Source organism: Massilia eburnea, assembly GCF_050709955.1.
GTDB lineage: Bacteria > Pseudomonadota > Gammaproteobacteria > Burkholderiales > Burkholderiaceae_D > Rugamonas > Rugamonas eburnea_A.
The window spans coordinates 1-18,314 of the sequence record NZ_JBNZFX010000028.1 but is presented as its reverse complement, the minus strand read 5'-3'; the positions used below and the strand labels follow the sequence as shown (position 1 = coordinate 18,314).

At 61.8% G+C, this 18,314-nt stretch carries 12 protein-coding genes and 2 pseudogenes; 3 read left to right on the top strand and 11 right to left on the bottom strand.

Translation table 11 applies throughout. The features are described from left to right. Positions 1–17: 17 nt before the first annotated feature. The 6 genes from ACQ4MM_RS14565 to ACQ4MM_RS14540 form a co-directional block, all read right to left on the bottom strand. Positions 18–467 (bottom strand): GNAT family N-acetyltransferase, encoded by a 450-nt coding sequence (locus ACQ4MM_RS14565; RefSeq protein ID WP_431478034.1) that lies wholly within the window; start codon positions 465–467, stop codon positions 18–20. Positions 468–515: 48 nt separating this feature from the next. Continuing rightward, complete coding sequence (locus ACQ4MM_RS14560) at positions 516–1,085, bottom strand: hypothetical protein (protein ID WP_431478033.1); 570 nt, start codon at positions 1,083–1,085, stop codon at positions 516–518. A gap of 4 nt (positions 1,086–1,089) precedes the next feature. Further along, positions 1,090–3,495 (bottom strand): zinc-dependent metalloprotease, encoded by a 2,406-nt coding sequence (locus ACQ4MM_RS14555; protein ID WP_431478032.1) that lies wholly within the window; start codon positions 3,493–3,495, stop codon positions 1,090–1,092. 3 nt (positions 3,496–3,498) lie between these two features. Further along, positions 3,499–5,676: a prolyl oligopeptidase family serine peptidase gene (locus ACQ4MM_RS14550; protein ID WP_431478031.1), complete on the bottom strand. Its 2,178-nt coding sequence runs from the start codon at positions 5,674–5,676 to the stop codon at positions 3,499–3,501. A 90-nt stretch (positions 5,677–5,766) separates the two neighbouring features. Continuing rightward, positions 5,767–8,142 carry an EAL domain-containing protein gene (locus ACQ4MM_RS14545; RefSeq protein ID WP_431478030.1) on the bottom strand — a complete coding sequence of 792 codons (2,376 nt, stop codon included), beginning with the start codon at positions 8,140–8,142 and terminating at the stop codon, positions 5,767–5,769. A 4-nt stretch (positions 8,143–8,146) separates the two neighbouring features. Then, complete coding sequence (locus ACQ4MM_RS14540; protein ID WP_431478029.1) at positions 8,147–8,782, bottom strand: methylamine utilization protein; 636 nt, start codon at positions 8,780–8,782, stop codon at positions 8,147–8,149. Between the two features lie 118 nt (positions 8,783–8,900). Between ACQ4MM_RS14540 and ACQ4MM_RS14535 the strand changes: the two genes are divergently transcribed. Together ACQ4MM_RS14535 and ACQ4MM_RS14530 are read left to right on the top strand one after the other, a co-directional pair. Further along, a complete protein-coding gene (locus ACQ4MM_RS14535; protein WP_431478028.1) occupies positions 8,901–10,730 on the top strand; it encodes a GGDEF domain-containing protein in 1,830 nt (609 codons plus the stop codon). A 14-nt stretch (positions 10,731–10,744) separates the two neighbouring features. Next, positions 10,745–11,311, top strand: coding sequence for a hypothetical protein (locus ACQ4MM_RS14530; protein ID WP_431478027.1), 567 nt, complete (start codon positions 10,745–10,747; stop codon positions 11,309–11,311). Positions 11,312–11,317: 6 nt separating this feature from the next. Here ACQ4MM_RS14530 and ACQ4MM_RS14525 read toward each other — a convergent pair whose 3' ends face one another. From ACQ4MM_RS14525 to ACQ4MM_RS14510, 4 genes and pseudogenes are all read right to left on the bottom strand, one after another. Continuing rightward, positions 11,318–12,289 carry a tetratricopeptide repeat protein gene (locus ACQ4MM_RS14525; protein WP_431478026.1) on the bottom strand — a complete coding sequence of 324 codons (972 nt, stop codon included), beginning with the start codon at positions 12,287–12,289 and terminating at the stop codon, positions 11,318–11,320. Between the two features lie 75 nt (positions 12,290–12,364). After that, complete coding sequence (locus ACQ4MM_RS14520; RefSeq protein WP_431478025.1) at positions 12,365–14,344, bottom strand: TonB-dependent receptor; 1,980 nt, start codon at positions 14,342–14,344, stop codon at positions 12,365–12,367. Positions 14,345–14,424: 80 nt separating this feature from the next. Then, positions 14,425–14,775 (bottom strand): hypothetical protein, encoded by a 351-nt coding sequence (locus ACQ4MM_RS14515; RefSeq protein ID WP_431478024.1) that lies wholly within the window; start codon positions 14,773–14,775, stop codon positions 14,425–14,427. Positions 14,776–14,794: 19 nt separating this feature from the next. Beyond that, positions 14,795–16,048: pseudogene (locus tag ACQ4MM_RS14510) on the bottom strand (Hsp70 family protein). Positions 16,049–16,218: 170 nt separating this feature from the next. Between ACQ4MM_RS14510 and ACQ4MM_RS14505 the strand changes: the two are divergent. Then, on the top strand, positions 16,219–17,310 hold the full coding sequence (locus ACQ4MM_RS14505; RefSeq protein ID WP_431478023.1) for a LacI family DNA-binding transcriptional regulator: 1,092 nt from the start codon (positions 16,219–16,221) through the stop codon (positions 17,308–17,310). 169 nt (positions 17,311–17,479) lie between these two features. Here ACQ4MM_RS14505 and ACQ4MM_RS14500 read toward each other — a convergent pair. Next, positions 17,480–18,314: pseudogene (locus ACQ4MM_RS14500) on the bottom strand (glutamate ligase domain-containing protein); the annotation flags it as partial.

Below are 18,314 nucleotides of genomic sequence, written 5' to 3'. Positions count from 1 at the left end.
TTCGGCCGCAAGTCTCGTTATGGCTTAACAGCGTACATCCCCGGAAAATAGCGCTCCATGAGCGACTGTGGATACAACGGTGCCGAAAAACCGAACTGTTCGTACAGTCCATGCGCATTACCGGTAGCCAGCGTGAATCGACGCAGCCCCTGAAGGTCTGGATGCGCGAATACTGCGGCCATCAACGCTTTGCTATAGCCTTTTCCCCGATGTTCAGGCAAGACGAAGACGTCCACCAGATTCGCGAAGGTTGAGTAATCGGAGATCACTCGTGCGAAAGCGATTTGATCTTTGCCCACGAAGCCGCCAAAACAGAGCGAATTAGCCATCGATCGTTCAACCAGGTCGAACGAAATGCCCTTGGCCCAACTACTTTGCAGCGAGAGGAAGCGATGAACGAGCCCAGTATCAAGCTCGCTTACTTCCGTGGTGATCCGAAATCCGTCCATACCCAAAGTTACATTCAATTAAAATTTCTGCAAATGTTAGCACGGTACTTCCTTCTCGCTCCCGCGTTAGTACCAACCGAATCTATGCTGAGGCTTCGCCCATACAGCGACAGGTATCCGATTGCGCCGATCGAAGAAATCGTACGCTGCAGCTCCCCGCTGATAGGCGACACCTTCTTCAAAAGCGGAGTGCATCGATCTGATTTTCCTATTGCCTTTAAAAATGAACAACGAGGCGCCATGGCCTTGCCCTGTTGCGACTACAACGTAGTAGGTCAACGACCCCTTGTTGAAGGAAACGACCTCTTCTCCAGTGTGAGGCGTGGTTGACCCGCTGTAGATCCGAAACTTTGAGTGAGGAGTTGCGATTGCTTCGATCTCCGGGCGCTTCAGCTGACCATAGCGGAAGGCCAGCTTCGTAGTTGACTCCCCTTGCCCCTCGGCGCACAAGGAAAGCAATTTGCCGCTGGCAGGATAACGTTCATCGCCCTGCTCCGCATCGTCGATGGGCCCCATCCAGGCGTCAAGGAGCGCAATTTCGCCTGTCCTGCAATGCGTTGGCATAGACTCCTCCGCTTGGGCCAACGGTCCATAGAATGCAAGCAGTGCAAAAATATGAATCAAGCGCATCATCATTTCTCTAAATTGGAGCACCCGGAGGGATTGCGGGCAGTGTACGCAGCTTGACGCTGCGCGGGTCGGCCAGGAAGCGCAACACGTGATCGGCTGCCTGGGCGCGGCTGGAAGCGGTAGTTCCTTTGCCGGGGTTCGCTTTCAACCAGCCGCAGAAGACGCGCAGTTGTTGGCGCAGGCCGGCGTCGACGTTGGCGTGCAGCTTGCCGCCGTCCAGTACTTGAAGCAGTGCGTCGAGCACAACCCAGTTGGCTGCAAGCTGGACCGCCTCGCCACCTGTCACATTGGCGGGAACCGGGCCGCGCTTCCAGCCCCGGGCCAGTGCGGCTTCAACCACTTCGTCGGCGCCCGGCATTGCGGCGTCGCGCGCGTGCTGCCAGTACAGGCGATTCAGCCTGCCGGCGTCGAACAGGAAGCTCGCAGTTTGCGCAGCGCCCGATTCAGCGGCGGATAGCGCGTCGAAGACGGCAGTCATGCGGGTGCCGAAGTATTCTTTATTGCGCTCGAAACCAGTCGATGGCGGCGCCAACAGGTCGAGCACACCTGCCGGCAAAGCGAGGTACTCGGCGCGCAGCGTATCGGCCAGGCGTGTGAGCGCCGCCCGTTGCGTGGCGGCGGGGGTGATCTTGATTCCCGCGGCGGCGCGCCCGGCGCGGATGTCGGCACCGGTGGCGGATTCATATTCACCGCCAGCCAGCAGCCGAGCTACGGCTTCCCCCTGGTAGCGCTGCAGCAGATATACCGGCACCAAGCGTGCCTCCAGTTCGCCGGCCTGGCGTTCATCGGGCAGAACGTCAAAGGAGAAGTTGTCCAGGGCGCGGCGGCGGATGGCGCCCAACTGATCCCAGGTCTTCAAGGTGTCAGGGCCAAAGTCCCACAGCAGTCCATTCGGATGTGACGCCCCAGGTGCACGCGCATCCTCGTCAGACACATATTGCAGGCCGGCGGCACGCGCATCGCTGCGCAGCCCGGCCAGTGCGGTCGATTCGGCTTCGCCCCCGCCAAAATCGCCGTAAATATGCTTTACGACGTAATCGTCCCACGCACCGACACCAACGCCATAGGCATCTTGCAGGTCGATTGCACCATCTGCGCCGAGCTTCAGGACCGGATGCGGGTAATCCATCACCGAGCCGTTGCCTTGGCGGCTGGCCGCAAAGTTGTGGGCGAAGCCGAGGGTGTGACCTACCTCGTGGGCTGCCAGCTGCCGCAGGCGTGCCAGCGCCATTTGTTCGGCAAGCTTACGGCGCTCGGCGGGAACGGATTTTCCATATGGTGCCAGCAAGGCTTCTGCAATTAGGATGTCCTGCCGCACGCGCTGTGAGCCGAGCGTCACGGCGCCGCGAATGATCTGGCCAGTGCGTGGATCGGTGATCGCATTGCCATACGACCAGCCACGCGTGGCGCGGTGTACCCAGGTGATCACGTTGTAGCGCACATCTGCCGGGTCGGCCCCTTCCGGCATCAGTTCGACGCGGAAGCCATCTTTGAAACCAGCCTTTTCAAAGGCGCTGGCCCACCAGCGCGCGCCTTCCAGCAATGCGGAGCGCACCGGCTCCGGGGCGCCGCGATCAAGGTAATAGACGATTGGTTTGCCGCCTTTTTCCAGGCGGTGGCGCACCTGCCAGCGCACGTCAAGGCTCTTTGCAAGTGGCGTGGCGAAGTCGAAGTAACCGGTGTCAAAGCCACCGGAGAATGGGTGATAGCGGCGCGGCTGGTAGCCATTGTCCGGCAGCCGCACCATCGAAATATGCTGGCGCATCGACAGGCTGGCCGGATCGGCCGCTACCTGCTTGACGTATTCGCCGCTGCCAGGACCGGCAAAGGTCAGCAAAGACTCCAGCTCGATATTGTCCGGGAAGGCCTTGGCTTCGGTCGGCAATACGGCGCTGCGCTTTTCATCCACACGATATGCGCCCTGCTTGGTTTCATCCAGCCGCTGCGCTACGCCGTGCTGGTCGGCCAGCAGGAAGCTCGAGAAATCAACCAGGTGGCGCGCTCCGTCGCTGGCGAGAATGTCGCCAGACCATAGAACTGCCCCGGCGAAGGATTCAGCCACCGCATTGCGCTCGTCCGCATCCGCCGAACGCGCCACGAAGCGCGTGTTCTCCTGCACCAGGAACAGCCGGTTACCAAACTTCTGGAAGCGTACCAGCTTCGGACTGCCAGGCTGCGCGCGGTCCAAGCCTACATCGTTTGAACCGAGCGCATAGGGCAGCGATGAGACCAGCAGGAATGGCTGGTCGAGTTCGCGCACGGAGAGCAGCACCCTGCCCTTCGCCGCGTCGCGCCAGACCTCGATGAAACCAGGCTGCGCGGCGAGCGACTGGGTCTGCTCGGTGAAAATTTCCGGCGCTTCCGCCGCCGTGGCTGGCGCAAGCAAGACTGTCCACAGCAGCAGAAGCGCGCGCATGGCTTACTGTCCGCCGGTGATGGTGGCCGATGCGGCTGGATGCATATCCAGGGCGCGGCTCAGGAAGCCCCAACGGTCAGCCACTTCCTCGATCTGCTTGGCGGTCGGTTTGCCGGCGCCATGACCTGCTTTGGAGTCGATGCGGATCAGGATCGGCGCGGCACCTGCTTGTGCCGCTTGAGCTGCAGCGGCGAACTTGAAACTGTGGGCAGGTACCACGCGGTCGTCGTGGTCGGCCGTCATGACCATGGTGGCCGGATAGCAGCCGCCTTGCTTCAGGTTATGCAACGGCGAGTACTTGACCAAAGCCTTGAATTCATCCGCGTTGTCGGACGAACCGTAGTCCGAGGCCCATGCCCAGCCGATGGTGAACTTCTGGAAGCGCAGCATATCCATCACACCGACTGCAGGCACCGCTGCGCCAAACAGGTCCGGACGCTGGGTCATTGCAGCGCCAACCAGCAGGCCGCCGTTCGAGCCGCCACCGATCGACAGCTTGGCCGGCGAAGTTACCTTGTTCGACACCAGCCATTCGGCCGCGCCGATGAAGTCGTCGAATACGTTTTGCTTTTGCAGCTTGGTGCCTGCCTGGTGCCATGCCTCGCCGTACTCGCCGCCACCGCGCAGGTTGGCTACAACGTACACGCCGCCCATTTCAACCCACGCCAGGTTGGACACGGAGAAGCTTGGAGTCAGCGAGATATTGAAGCCGCCATAGCCGTACAGGTAGGTCGGGTTGCTGCCATCCAGCTTCATGCCTTTCTTCGACACGATGAACATTGGTACCTTGGTGCCGTCCTTGCTGGTGAAGAATTCCTGGCGCGTATCAAACGCGCTCGGGTCGAAGTCGACCTTTGGCTGACGATAGATGCTCGATTTTCCGCTCTTCAGGTCCAGGCGATAGATCGTGGTCGGGGTGGTGAAGCTGGTGTAGGCGTAGAAGGTCTCGGTATCGGTCGACTTGCCGCCGAAGCCGGAGGCGGTGCCCAGTCCTGGCAGCGCGATATCGCGCACCGGCTTGCCTTTCAGGTCGAGCACCTTGACGGCACTGTGGGCGTCACTCAGGTAGTTCAGCACCAGTTGCTTGTTGACGATGCTGGCTCCGGTCAGGGTTTGCTGGGTTTCCGGAACGATTTCCTTCCAATTCTCGATGCCCGGCTTGCGGATATCGATGGCGATAACGCGCGAACGCGGGGCATTCTTATCGGTCATGAAGTAGAACAGCGGGCCTTCATTGTCGATCAGGTTGTAGGAAGCATCGAACGCTTCCAGCAGGCCGACCACTTGCGCGTCCTTGGCTTTCAGGTCCTTGATGAAGACGCGGTTTTTGGCTTCAGTGCCATGCGAGCCGTTGATCACCAGGTAGCGGCCGTCGTCGGTCACCTCTGCGCCAAAACCCCACTCTTTCTGGTCCGGACGGTGGTAGACCAGCACATCTGCGCTTTGCCCGGTGCCCAGTTTGTGGAAATACACTTTCTGGAAATAGTTTACGCCAGCCAGCTTGCTTTCTTCGGTCGGCTCGTCGTAGCGGCTGTAGTAAAAGCCGGAACCGTCGGCGGCCCAGGCGGTGTTGGAAAACTTGACCCACTTGATATGGTCGGCCATGTCCTTGCCGGTCGCGATGTCTCGCACCTTGATTTCGTTCCAGTCGGAGCCGGATGCGGCGGTGCTATAGGCCAGGAACTTGCCGTTCGGGCTCACGGCGGTACCAGCCAGCGCGACGGTGCCGTCAGTGGCCAGGGTGTTCGGGTCGAGCAGCACGCGCGGCGCTTCGGACAGGGTTTTGGCGGTGTACAGGACCGCCTGGTTCTGCAGGCCGTCATTGCGGCTGTAGAAGTAGCGGCCACCCTTCTTCGAGGGCACGCCATAACGCTCATAGTTCCACAGCTTGGTCAGGCGCGTCTTGATTGCCTCGCGCTCGGGAATCTGGGCCAGCCAGCCTTGCGTTACCTTGTTCTGTTCCACCACCCAGGCCTTGGTCTCGTCGCTGTTGGCATCTTCCAGCCAGCGGTATGGATCGGCGACCATGGTGCCGTGGTAGTTGTCCTGCTGCTCGACCTTCTTGGTGGTTGGATAGCTCACTGCAGGGGTACCCGCCGGGCAGGCCTGGGACTGGGCCAGGGCTTGAGCGGAGAAGGCGGCAATCAGGGAAAGTGCAAGGGTGGCGCGCTTGAATGGCATTGGTCTTCCGTAGAGTAGTTATGATGCGGCAACGATCATAACTTGAACTTTAACAAATAAGTAACTCTCCGAAGCCTTCAGCGCCGGTGTTTATTCGGCCAATACGGAAGCTTTCCAGTTCTCGATCCAGCCTGCCAGTTCATTGGCCGGGATCGGACGGCTCATATGGTAGCCCTGGCCCTGGTCGCATCCCATTTCCGCCAGAATGTTCCAGGCCGCCTCGCTCTCGATGCCTTCCGCCACCACGCGCAGGCCCATATTGTGGCCAAGGTCGATGGTGGAGCGCACGATCTTGGCGTCGCCCACGTCGTTCGCCATGTTCAGCACAAACGATTTATCAATTTTCAACTCGTCGACCGGCAGGCGTTTCAGGTAGGCCAGCGAGGAATAGCCTGTCCCGAAGTCGTCAATTGAAAGATCGCATCCCATGCTGTGCAGGCGTTCCAGCGTTTGCTGGGCCCGCACCGGATCCTCCATGATTGCGCTTTCCGTAATCTCCAGGCAGAAGGCGCCCGGCGAAACATGGTGGCGCATGAAGATCTCGCCGAACTTGAACGGCAGCTCCTGGTCCAGCAAATCGCGCGTGGAGAGGTTGACCGAAACTTTCAGGTGGATGCCGCGCTGCGCCAGCTCATGGCACAACTCGGCCGAACGCTCAAGCACCCAGTGGGTAATCACGCGGATAAAGCCAGTCTGCTCGGCGAACGGAATGAACTGGTCAGGGAAGACATTGCCGCGCACTGGATGCTGCCAGCGCACCAACGCTTCCATGCCCACCACCAGGCCGGTAGCCAGCGTCAATTTCGGCTGCACGAACAGGCGCAGCTCATTATTTTCCACCGCCTGGCGCAGTTCCGTCAGCAAGGAAAGGCTTTGCTGGCTCCCCTTGTCGATCGCGTCCTCGTAGACCACCGCGCCTTCGTTACGCTGCTTGGCGGTGTACATGGCAATTTCCGACTTGCCCAGTAACTCTTCGCCATCCAATCCGTTATCGGGAAAGCCGGCGATGCCGATGCCGGCGCCGATGTCGACCATCTGCTCGTCCAGCGACAGCGGTGATTCCAGCGCTTGCAGGATCTCGGCCGCCACCACCACCGCCTGGTCCAGGTCCGAGCCGGGCAGCAGGACGGCAAATTCGTCGCCGCCCAGGCGCGCCACCTGGGCCGGGTAGCGACGGTTTGCCAGTTTTTGCAACAGCCGGCCCGCCACCTGCTTCAGCAAGGCGTCGCCAAAACTGTGCCCCATCACGTCGTTCACGTGCTTGAAGCGGTCCAGGTCCATCATCAGCACATACACCGAACCGCCGCGCTTGCGCGCCTCGCCGATGGCGTCGTTCAACAGCAGCAGGAACTGCGCACGGTTCGGCAGGTTAGTCAGCGGGTCCCAATACGCCAGGCGCCGGATCTCCTGTTCGCGCTTGGCGATACCGTCACGCATGCTGCCCAAGGCATGCGCCAGTTCGCCGATTTCATCGGCACGGGAGGACGCGATATCGACCTTGTAATCGCCCTGCTCCAGTTTTTTCGCGGTATCGGCCAATTGGCGCAGCGGCTGTGCGATGCGCTTGGCCGTCAATACGCTGGCTATCACGCAGACGATCATGCCGGCCACAGTGAGGCCAAGCAGCCAACGTTCCAGGCGCGCATATTCGGCGGTGGCCTCGTCGATCGAGCGGCCCAGCATCGCCACCGCGGCATTTCCATCATCCTCGCCGATTTTCGTCATGTGTACGCTGAGCTTGTCGCCGCCGATGTCGACGTCGAAGGCTTCGCCAGGCATGCCGCCCATACCCTGGAGCTGCGCCATGATGCGTCCCACGGCAACAGGCGCCAGGCTGGATGCCACCGACAGCCAGCGCCCGTTCGAATCGCGCGTCAGCAACAGCGTCTGCAGCGCCGTGGTTTCCTGCATGTCCCGCGCCAGGCGCTCATCGAGCGGGAACGTCATCACCACAAAACCGATGGTTACCGGCGCCTTGACCGGCACCACAACCACCTGGTACGGCAGGCGTTCCACGATGGCGACGCCATATGCGCCGTCGCCCTGTTCCGCCTTGTCCAGCATGGCCATGACCATGTGCTCCAGGCCCGCAGCCTGCGCATCGCTGGTCGATGCCACCACCTGGCGCTCCGGACTCACCAGCATCGTCATGGCCGCCTTGATGCGGCGGCCATGGTTGGCCAGCGCCGACTCGATGGTGGCGCGGTCATCGTCGTCCGTATTGCCGATCGCAGACAGGAAACCGGTATCGCGCGACAGCAATCGCGCGCCATTGCGCAGGTTTTCCGCGTTCTGGTCCATCAGGCGCGCAAACACCTTGCTGCCGTTGACCAGCTCCGAGGCGATCGCAGAGCGGGCATTGCTGTCGATGCCGCGCTGGATCACGACCAGTCCCACAAGCTGCACCACGATCAGCAACACGAGGAACAATGTGACGATACGGCTTTCAAGGCTACGGAATCGCATGGTATCAGTAGGCTGGCGCGTCCGGATCGGTTGATGGTGGCTTCAACGCGAACTTGAAGCTGGCGTTCGCCGTGCCGTCGCTCAGGCGTACCGCCTGCTCCTGCGCATTGCCGCCAACGATGTCGGGGTGCCATGCCTTCAGCACGTATTTGCCGGCGGGAGCATCCACAGCCACGTCGCCGCCGGCATCGGTCTTGCCGAAATACGGCGTGTCGACAATGCGTACATAGGCGATCATCTTGTCGTGGATATTGCAGCCGAGGACCACCGTGCCCGGCTTGTCGAAAGTCTGCGGATCGGCGGTGGTGCCGGAGTAGAGTTTCTGGTCGAACTTGTGCGGCGCTGAAAACGAGTAGATATGGTGCCGCACCTTGTCGTTGTTCGGGAAGTAGATCTTGCTGCCGGCCTGGATCACGGTCACCAGCGGATTGAATTTCAGGCCCTTCTGGCTGATTTCACCCGCCTTCTGCGGCTTCGGCAGCGACTGCCCGCCATCCGCCTCCAGGTAGACCACGGCATCGGCAACCGGCTTTCCATTGGCGTCGGCAATGTGCACGGTAATCCCGCTGGCCGCAGCGGCGGCACCGGAAAAACAAAAGACTGCCAGGGCAGCGGGACGGATCAAGGACTGGCGCGGCATCGTTCTCAATCAAGCACGTGGAAGGCTTATTGTAACGCCAAAAAGTGTTTCCGGCGTTCATCATGCTGTCACAATTGCGACACAGAATCATCACGTTGCCATTTTTGCGCCCGCCATCGTGAGCCCTCCAACCGCCGCCCTCCCGAACAACGTAAGCTACCTGCGCCCGCCGCCGGATACGCTGTTGGGCCAGCACCTGCTGGACATCATCCAGCGCCGCCAGCTGCACGCCCTGTTCCAGCCCATCGTCCACATGCAAAGCGGCGAGATCATCGCTTACGAAGGACTGATTCGCGGCCCCGCGGACAGTCCGCTGCACTCGCCGCTCAACCTGTTCCGTGCGGCGCGCGCCAACAACCTGTCGCGTGAAGTGGAATACCTGTGCCGGCACATCGTCCTTGAGCGCTTCGCCGAACTGCAGCTCCCGGGCAAGCTATTCCTGAACGTCAGTCCGGAATCGCTGGTGCGCCAACCCGATGGCAGCCAGGGCGAAACCCTCGGCTACATTCACGAATTCGGCCTCAACCCGGCCAACGTCATCATCGAGCTGACCGAGAACCAGCCGACCTACGACTACCAGCGCATGCGCGAGGCCGTCCTGCATTACCGGAACATGGGATTCCAGATCGCGATCGACGACCTGGGCGAAGGTTTTTCCAGCCTGCGCCTGTGGTCCGAGCTGCGCCCGGAATTCGTCAAGATCGACATGCATTTCATCCAGGGCATCGAGCACGACCCGGTCAAGCTGCAGTTCGTGCGCTCGATCCAGGAAATCGCCGACAAGTCCAATACCCTGGTCATCGCAGAAGGCATCGAGAAAGCGGCCGAGCTGCTGGTGCTGCGCGACCTTGGCATTGCATACGGCCAGGGATACCATTTGGGCCGTCCCCACCTCCAGCCGGCACGGGTCCTGCCGGCGGAAGTAGTCAAGGTGCTGGGCCGCAATGGTGTGGCGGTCTACCCGCAACGCGCTGCCGAGAGAAATGCCGTGTCCATCCGCAAGCTGTTGCACGACGTGGCCGCCGTGCCGCCGTCCATGAACAACAACGACGTCTATGAAATCTTCATGGCCGAACCCAAGCTGATGATCATTCCTGTGGTCGACGCGGGCAGCCCGCTTGGCCTGGTGTCGCGCTTCGAAATGATCGACCACTTCGCGCGCCCTTACCAGCGCGAGTTATACGGCAAGAAACCATGCACACTTTTCATGGATGCCAAACCGATCATTGCCGACGTCGACACCAGCCTGCAAGACCTGTCCTGCCGCATGGCCGAATCGGACGCGCATCACCTGTTCAACGGTTTCATCATCACCGAAGGCGGCAGCTATATCGGCATGGGCACCGGCCACGACCTGATGCGCGAGATCACCCAGATGCAGATCAACGCGGCGCGCTACGCCAACCCGCTGACACAGTTGCCGGGCAATGTGCCGATCAACGAGCATATCGACCGCTTGCTGGAGAGCGCCACGCGCTTCTGGGTCTGCTATGTCGACCTCGATCACTTCAAGCCCTTCAACGATGTCTATGGCTACCGCCGCGGCGACGACGTGATCCAGCTCACCGGCCATATCCTGGCCAAGCGCGCCGACCGCCATCGCGATTTCGTCGGCCACATCGGCGGCGACGACTTCGTGATCCTGTTCCAGAGCGAAGACTGGGAACAGCGCTGCCAGGCGGTGCTCGAGGATTTCGCCAGCGCCATTTCGGAGTTTTACAGCAACGAGGACCGCGAACGCGGCGGCTATATCAGCGAAGACCGCCAGGGCAAGAAAGTGTTCTACTCGCTGATGAGCCTATCGGTGGGCGTGATCCGCGTCGAACCGCGCCAGTATTATTCGCACCACCAGATCGCCGCCAGCGCGGCCGATGCCAAGAAGCAGGCTAAAAAGATACACGGCAACAGCCTTTTCCTCGACCGCAGGATGCAAACGCAAGGGGCATAGTCTATATTGAATTCATGAGCCCATTCATCTACAACCTGTGCCAGAAACCCATTGTCGGCTTGGCGATGGCGACTGTCGCACTGTGTGAATTCCCTCCGCTCGTGAAAGACGTTCAGGTAAAGCTCGGCGAAGCCGGCACTGTCGCCAGTGCCGACCTTGAAGTGCCGGTTGATCTGAGCTATACGCTGATGCTTGAAATGAGCAATCCTGCCGGCGACTCGCTGAGCAAGCAGGAAATATCGATCATCGGCGACCGCCGCGTGGAAGACTGCGACCAAGGCACCGACCTCGCCAAGGTCGCGAAACAGGAGCGCGCCAGTTATGGGCGCCCGATGGCCTTCAAGGTGGAAGTACGGCGCAAACCGGACAATTTGCTGGTGCATTCGCGCACCGTGAATACCTTGTGCGTCGCCAGCAAATGGGCCAACCAGCGTTCGCGCAGCCTTGGCAACATTGCGCTGGCGCGTGGCAGCTACAGCATGCGCATCGAAAATGTCGACGCCCAAGCCGGACTGGAACGACTGAACACCACGGTGATGCTGGCCGCCAGTCCCGATCGCCCGTTGACCGCGCAGCGCTAGGCCGCTTCAGCGCGGGCTGTTGCGTGCCTCCGGCACGTGGGAGCGCAGGCGCCACGCCTCGTCGAAGTCAATCTCGCCATGCGCCACTTCGTCAGGCAGCGCCGCATTCGCTGCGCCGCCACCCAAACCGGCCAGGTTGTGCCGCGCCAGTGCGTGCCCCTGGGCGGCCGCACGCCTGTACCAGCGCAGCGCTTCGGCTTCATCCTGGCTTACGCCCTGCCCTGTTGCATACAGCACGCCCAGATTATTCTGCGCCGCCGCATCGCCTTTTTCAGCCGCGCTGCGATACCAGCGCACCGCTTTCACCAGGTCACGCTGTATGCCATCGCCGCTGGCATACAGCACCGCCACGCTGAACTGCGCCTGGGCCGAGCCGCCCTCCGCGGCCAGGCAGTACCACATCAGCGCCTGTACCGCGTCGCGCTCCACGCCTGTACCGTGGGCGAACATGCTGCCCAGCAGGCATTGCGCATGAATCTCGCCGCGCACCGCGGCCTTGCGCAGCCAGGCTTGCGCCAGCTTGCAGTCAGGCGGCACGCCACGTCCATTCAGATAGGCCTCGCCCAGCAAAGCCTGGGCACTGGAGACACCTTGTTCCGCCGCGCGGCTGAACCAGCGCGCGGCCATCTCCTCGTCGGCCGCAACCCCGCGCCCGCGCCGGTACATCTGCCCGAGGTTTTGCTGTGCGGCGGGATCGCCCTGGCGCGCAGCGCGCCGGAACCAGTACAGCGCTTCGGCATCGCTGTTGCCGGTGCCAACGCCCTTGTAGTACATCGCGCCGAGCTGGTTCTGGGCGAAGGCCAGCCCCTGTAGCGCCGACATGCGCATCCAGCTGAATGCCAGGCGCACGTCGGTTTCGACGCCTTGCCCGTTTTTGTAAAGAAGCGCCAGGTTGAACTGTGCGTAAGGATTGCCCCGCTGGGCGGAGCCAAGAAACCACCGGAAGATGCGCTCCCGGTCTGCCAGACGTTTGCCCATCGCCGCCTCCCATACCCTCGATTGTTATCTAAAGTATAAGAAGCGACTCCGTGCTACGTTTGATTTTGCGCAAACTCAGAACTTGGCGCGCACACCAAATACCAAACTGCGGCCGGGCAAAGGCGAAACGTCCTTCAGCAGCGAGGTCGAGACGCGGATTTCTTCATTCAGCAGGTTCTTCGCCAGCACGAACCAGGTCAGGTCCAAGTCCTTCAGCTTCTGCGTGTACGACAGGTTGGCGTTCAGCTGGTTGTAGGAACCGGTTGGCGTGGATTCGAACGCCGCCAGGCGGTCCTGCGACTGCGCGTGGATCCAGGTGGCGCCGGCGCGCCAGTTGGCGCTGCGGTAGCCGATGGTGGCGCCGACGCGCGATGCCGGCTGCAGCGGCAGGCTGCCGCTGTTTTTCAGGTCGCCATGCGAGGTATCGGCAAACAGGCGGCCGTTCAGGCCCATGGCCAACGGGTTGTACTCGATCTCCGCCTCGGCGCCGCGCACGGTGGCATCGCCCTGGCTGAACAGGCGTTCGCGGAATTCGCCGCCTTCATTGCCCTCTTCGTCAAGCGAGCGGCCGGTAACGTGACCGAAAATGAAGTCGGAAATGCTGTTATGGAACAAGTTGGCTTTCCAGCGCACCAGGCCCGCGGTCTTCTGCAGCGAGAACTCGATATTGCGCGAGGTTTCCTTGCGCAGGTTCGGGTCGCCTTGGTCGAAGGTGATGGTCGCGTCGTGCGGACCGCCGGAATACAGCTCCTCGGTCGAAGGAGCACGCTGGGCGCGCGACAGGGTCAGGCCCGTCGCGTAGCCCGGCGTGAACGACCACAGCGCGCCAAGCGCGCCGCTTTGCAGCGAGAACGAACGGTCCAGGCCACTCACCGGTTCGCGCTTGACGCGTTCCAGGCGCAAGCCGGCGTTGACGCGCACCGGGCCCCATTCTTTTTCTTCAACCAGGAAGCCTGCGGTGGAATTCGAACGCGTGACTGGAACCGTGTCCGGCCCACCTTCCGCGCTCAGCGCCGAGAAGTGCGTCAATTCGGTCTGCATGCCGAAAGTACCGTGCCAGCCGCCGATGCCCTTGTGCACCGCTTCGGCGCGGGTTTCCACCGCACGGTTCTTGAACAGCACTTCCGGCTGGCCGTCGTCGCCCAGTTCGGCGTGATGGTAATCGGTGTAGCCAGCCTTGAACTTGGCCGACTCGATGCCTGGCAGCGGATTCTTGAACAGGCTGTCGATGTCGTAGCGGGTCTGGTGCTGGTCAATCGTCGACCCTTCCGCACTCGGAATGCCGTACTTGTTATCCAGGCCCGAAACGGATGCGCCGACATAGCCCCAGCTATCGATGTAGGAACCGCCGAAGCCGGCACCTTTTTCCTTGGTGCCCGAGTGCGGCAGGCGGCCGGAAGCCGAATCGGGATCGCCGTCAACACGGTTGCCCGGAATCTTGTAGTCGCCGCTTTGGCGGGTGTTTGCATCCAGGTGCAGCGCGACCTTGCCGATGGCGCCATCGATGGTGCCGGAAGCCGCCTTGCCATCATCGACCGTGCTGTAACGCGCTTCGGCCTGGCCGGTCAGTTTCTGTTCCAGCGCCGGCGGAATGCGCTCGTTCACCACGTTCACCAGGCCGCCAATGGCGCCGGAACCGTACATCAGCGAAGCCGGTCCACGCAGGATCTCGATCTGGTGCGCCACAGCGCCTTCAGCGGACACCGCGTGGTCGTTGGACAAGCCGGATACGTCGGACACCGCCATGCCGTTTTCCAGCATCTTCACCCGCGCACCTTCCAGGCCACGGATGATTGGCCGTGAAGCGCCGGCGCCGAAGGCCGAAGAAGACACGCCCAGCTCGGACGACAGCGTTTCGCCCAGCGAGTTCGCCATCTTGTCGCGCAGTTCTTCGCCGGACAGCACTTTCGCCGGCAGCAGGATCTGTTCGGTTTCGCCTTTGTGGAAAGGATTGGCGGTCACAACGACCTTGGTCACTTCGCCATCATCGGCATAGGCAATGGCGGATACGGCCGACAGGACAGCGCCCGCCAGCAGGGAGTACTTGAAATTCATAGTTAACCTCTGGATACGACAAACAATAGCCAGCCCGCGGCGCGAGCCACGGCGGCAGCAAATGCACTACCTTGTTTGTGTCAAGCCAGGGGAGGAGCGCGCGAATCGTAAGCGCGTGCGGCGCGTGCGCCGTGAAGGTGCTGCAAGGCGACGCCGGCTTGCGGCGCGCTGTAGTCGACGGACGGGAAGGTGAAGCTTGGCGAGTGGATCGCCGTCGCCAGCGAAGCAAAGGCTGCGCATTGGCTGCAGTTGTGGTCCAGCGCCAGGCCCGCGCTCAGGCCATTGCCATCGACATCGGTGAGCTGCTGCGGTTCACTGCTGTGCCGGAAGTCCGACCAGTGCGAAACCGCGTGCGCCATCCCGAGCTGCTGGGACAGTACCAGCAGCAGCGCGAGTAAAACGTGCAGGAAATGGCGATTGGCTTTTTTCACGACAGCTATTGTAAGCAGATTATGCGAACTTGCGCAATGCATCACGTGCCAGGCCGGCGCCAATGCTGCCGAACAGGTCGCCCTCGACGCGGCGGGCGTCCGGCACCATCGCTGCAATCCGCTCGCGCAGCACGCGCACGCCGCTGGAGCCGCCGGTGAAGAAGATAGTATCGACCTGCCCTGGCTGGACACCGGCATCGGCCAGCAGTTGCGTCACAGTGGCGCCGACGCTGGAAACCAGCTGGTCCACCGCACTGTCGAAACTGCCGCGCGTCACGTCCAGCAGTACTGGCGGCGTAAAGCGCTCGAGGTTGAGCTGCACCTTGTCGTCGCTGGAAAGTCCGATTTTGGCCTCTTCCCACCTTCAACGCCAGCCAGTGTCCCGCGCGCTCTTCAATCAGGTGCTGCAGGCGTTCCAGTTTGGCCGGCTCGCGTGCATCGCGGATCATTTCGGTCAACTGCGCCTGCATCTTGCGGGTGTACGCCAAGTTGATGGTGTGCCAGGTGGCCAGGTTGAAGTAATAGCTGGACGGCACCTCGGCGCCGCTGTGGAACTGGCTGCCATAGCCCAGCAACGGCATCACGCTCGACAGGCTGAGGTACTTATCGAAGTCGGTACCGCCAATATGCACACCGCCAGTCGCAAGGATGTCGTCCGCGCGCTCGGTGCGCGCCACGCGCTCGGGACCCAGGCGCACCAGGGTAAAGTCCGAAGTACCGCCGCCGATGTCGGCAATCAGCACCAGCTCTTCGCGGTCGATCTGGGATTCGTATTCGAATGCTGCCGCGATCGGCTCGTACTGGAAGGCCACTTCGCGGAAACCGACGCTGCGCGCGATTTCCCCCAGGGTGTCTTCAGCCAGTTGGTCGGCAGTCTTGTCGTCATCGATGAAATGGACCGGGGCGCCCCAGCACCACGTGGTCGAAATGGCGGCCGGCAGCGCTTTCGGCGCGGCGCTTCACTTCCCCGATGAACTGCGACAGCAACAGGCGGAAAGGCAGCGCGCGGCCGCCAACCTCGGTCTGCCCGTCAATCAGGCTGGTGCCCAGCAGGCTTTTCAGGGAGCGCATCAGGCGCCCTTCGCAGCCGGCCAGGTATTCGGCAAGGGCCGCGCGGCCGTAGCTGGTTTCCTCGTCTTCCGCATTGAAGAAAACCACCGACGGCAGAGTCATTTTGCCATCTTCGAGTTCCAGCATGATGGGCTGGCCGGGGGCGCACCCATCCTACGGTGGAGTTGGAAGTGCCAAAGTCTATGCCGCAAGCCTGAGCCATCTTAATCATCCGAAACCAAAAGGGGCGATATTTTAACAGAGCGCGGCGCGGCTTGTGCGCCACACCGCAGCCCTGCCGGGGTCGCGTAAACGCCGGGAAACTATTGCCATGTGGTAAGATTGGAGATTATTTTCAAAATCGCAAGCCCACCAGCCGCAACCTCCGCATTCATGCGCCAATCCAAGCCACAAACTGCCATCAGCCTTGCCGAACAAAAGGCCATCATCCTCCTGGAGGGACGCCGCGTCACCTCCTATGATGTGGCGCTGGTGGCGGGCGTATCGCAATCGGCGGTTTCGCGCTGCTTCAAGCCGGGCGCCAGCGTGTCGAAAGCGACCTACGCGCGGGTGATGAAGGCGGCCGAGGGACTCGAGTACATCCCGAACGCCGCGGCGCGCAGCCTGATTACGCGCCGCACCAATATCGTTGCGATCGTGGTGTCGCACACCAGCATGCTGTATAACCCGGCGGCGTTGTCGGAGCTTAGCCAGCAGCTGAATCGCCGCGGCAAGCGCGCCCTGCTCTTCACCATGCATCATGAAGGCGAGATCGAGAACATCCTGACCGAAATCTGGCAGTTCCAGGTGGATGGCGTGGTGGCTGCGTCCAAACTGAACGAAGCCCATGTGGGGGAATTCAAGCGCAGGAAGGTGCCTCTGGTGGTGTTCAACCGCCACTTGCGCGACCTGGACGTCAATACCGTGCTGTGCGACCAGTATGACGCCAGCCGCGCCCTGGTGACCCGCCTGGCCGCTGCAGGGCATCGCCAGTTTGCCCTGATCGGCGGGCCAGCCCAGAATTCCGTGGCGCGCGAACGCTTGCGGGGAGCGCTGGACCGGATCGCGGAACTGGGACTGCCGGAAGCGCCGGTGTTCCACGGCTGCTTCGACTATTCCAGTGGCGTGGCGGGGCTGCATGAACTGATTGCGCGCATTGGCGCGGTGCCGGACACGGTAATCTGCGGCAACGATGCGATGGCCATGGGCTGCGTTGACGCGGCGCGCCAGCATTTGCATATCGACGTGCCGTCGCAGATGTCGGTCGTGGGTTGCGATGCGGTGGAAGGCTCGCATTGGCTGAGCTATGAGCTCACTACGCTGAAGCAGCCATTGCACAAGATGGCGGTGGCGACTGCGGATTTGATTTGCGGCCTGATCGAAGCGGACGGGGAAGTGGCGGCTGAGAAGCGGGTGTTTGCGGCGCAGTTTGTTGAGGGCGAGACGGCGCGGCTGGTGGCGCCGAAGGCTGTTTTGGTTGCCTGAAGACCGGTAAACCGGTGTCTGACCCAAGGGTCAGACACCGTCTGTGCTGCGGCCGCGGGCTGGGTTGTGCGCCTTTGACTTTCTGCGAAGATCAAAGGCGCACAACCCGAACCGCGGCCGTAATACCGTTGGGTGTCTGACCCTTGGGTCAGACACCGCCTTACCGGTTTCAGCCCGCCGCAATCCGCTCAGCAATATGCCGCAGCGACTCCTCCACCTGATCCACCAGAATCAGGCACAGATCCCCATCCTGCAAGCGCTCCATCGCGGTATCAATCGCAATGAACTCACCAGTGATGGTGTCGATCCGGCTGGTGCGCGTAGCGCCTTCCAGGCCCTGGCGCAGCAAGCCGACCACTTCACCGTCAGATCGGCCCGCGCTGGCAAGCATCCTGGTACAAGATCACATCATCAAAGGCTTTGCCGAGGATCTCGGTCTGCTCACGGATATCCTGGTCACGGCGATCGCCGGCGCCCGAGATCACCACCGACCGGCGCTTGGCCGGCATTGCATCGACAGCCTGCACCAGTGCCAGCATCGCATCCGGATTGTGGCCATAGTCCGCAATCACGGTCGCACCGCGGTACTTGAAGATGTTGAAGCGGCCTGGCGCGTTGTGGCTGTCGGTAGTAAAGGTCAGCAGGCCACGACGGATCGAATCCCAGTCGATGCCCGCAGCCCACGCCGCCGCCACCGCCGCCATGGTGTTCTCCACCTGGAAGCCGATGGTGCCGTTGAAGGTGATCGGCACGTCCGCCAGCGGAATGCGCTGCTCGTTCTTGCCTTCCACCGCCACCAGTTGGCCGTTCTCGATGTACACGGTGCGCTTGCCCTGCGCCAGGTGCGTCGCCACCACAGGGTGATAGCGGTCCGCACCGAAGAAGATCACCTTGCCCTTGCACTTGGCCGCCATGGCGGCCACGATCGGATCGGTCGCATTCAGCACCGCATAGCCATGCTCGTCGACGTTCATCACGATCACGCGCTTCAGCACCGCCAGGTC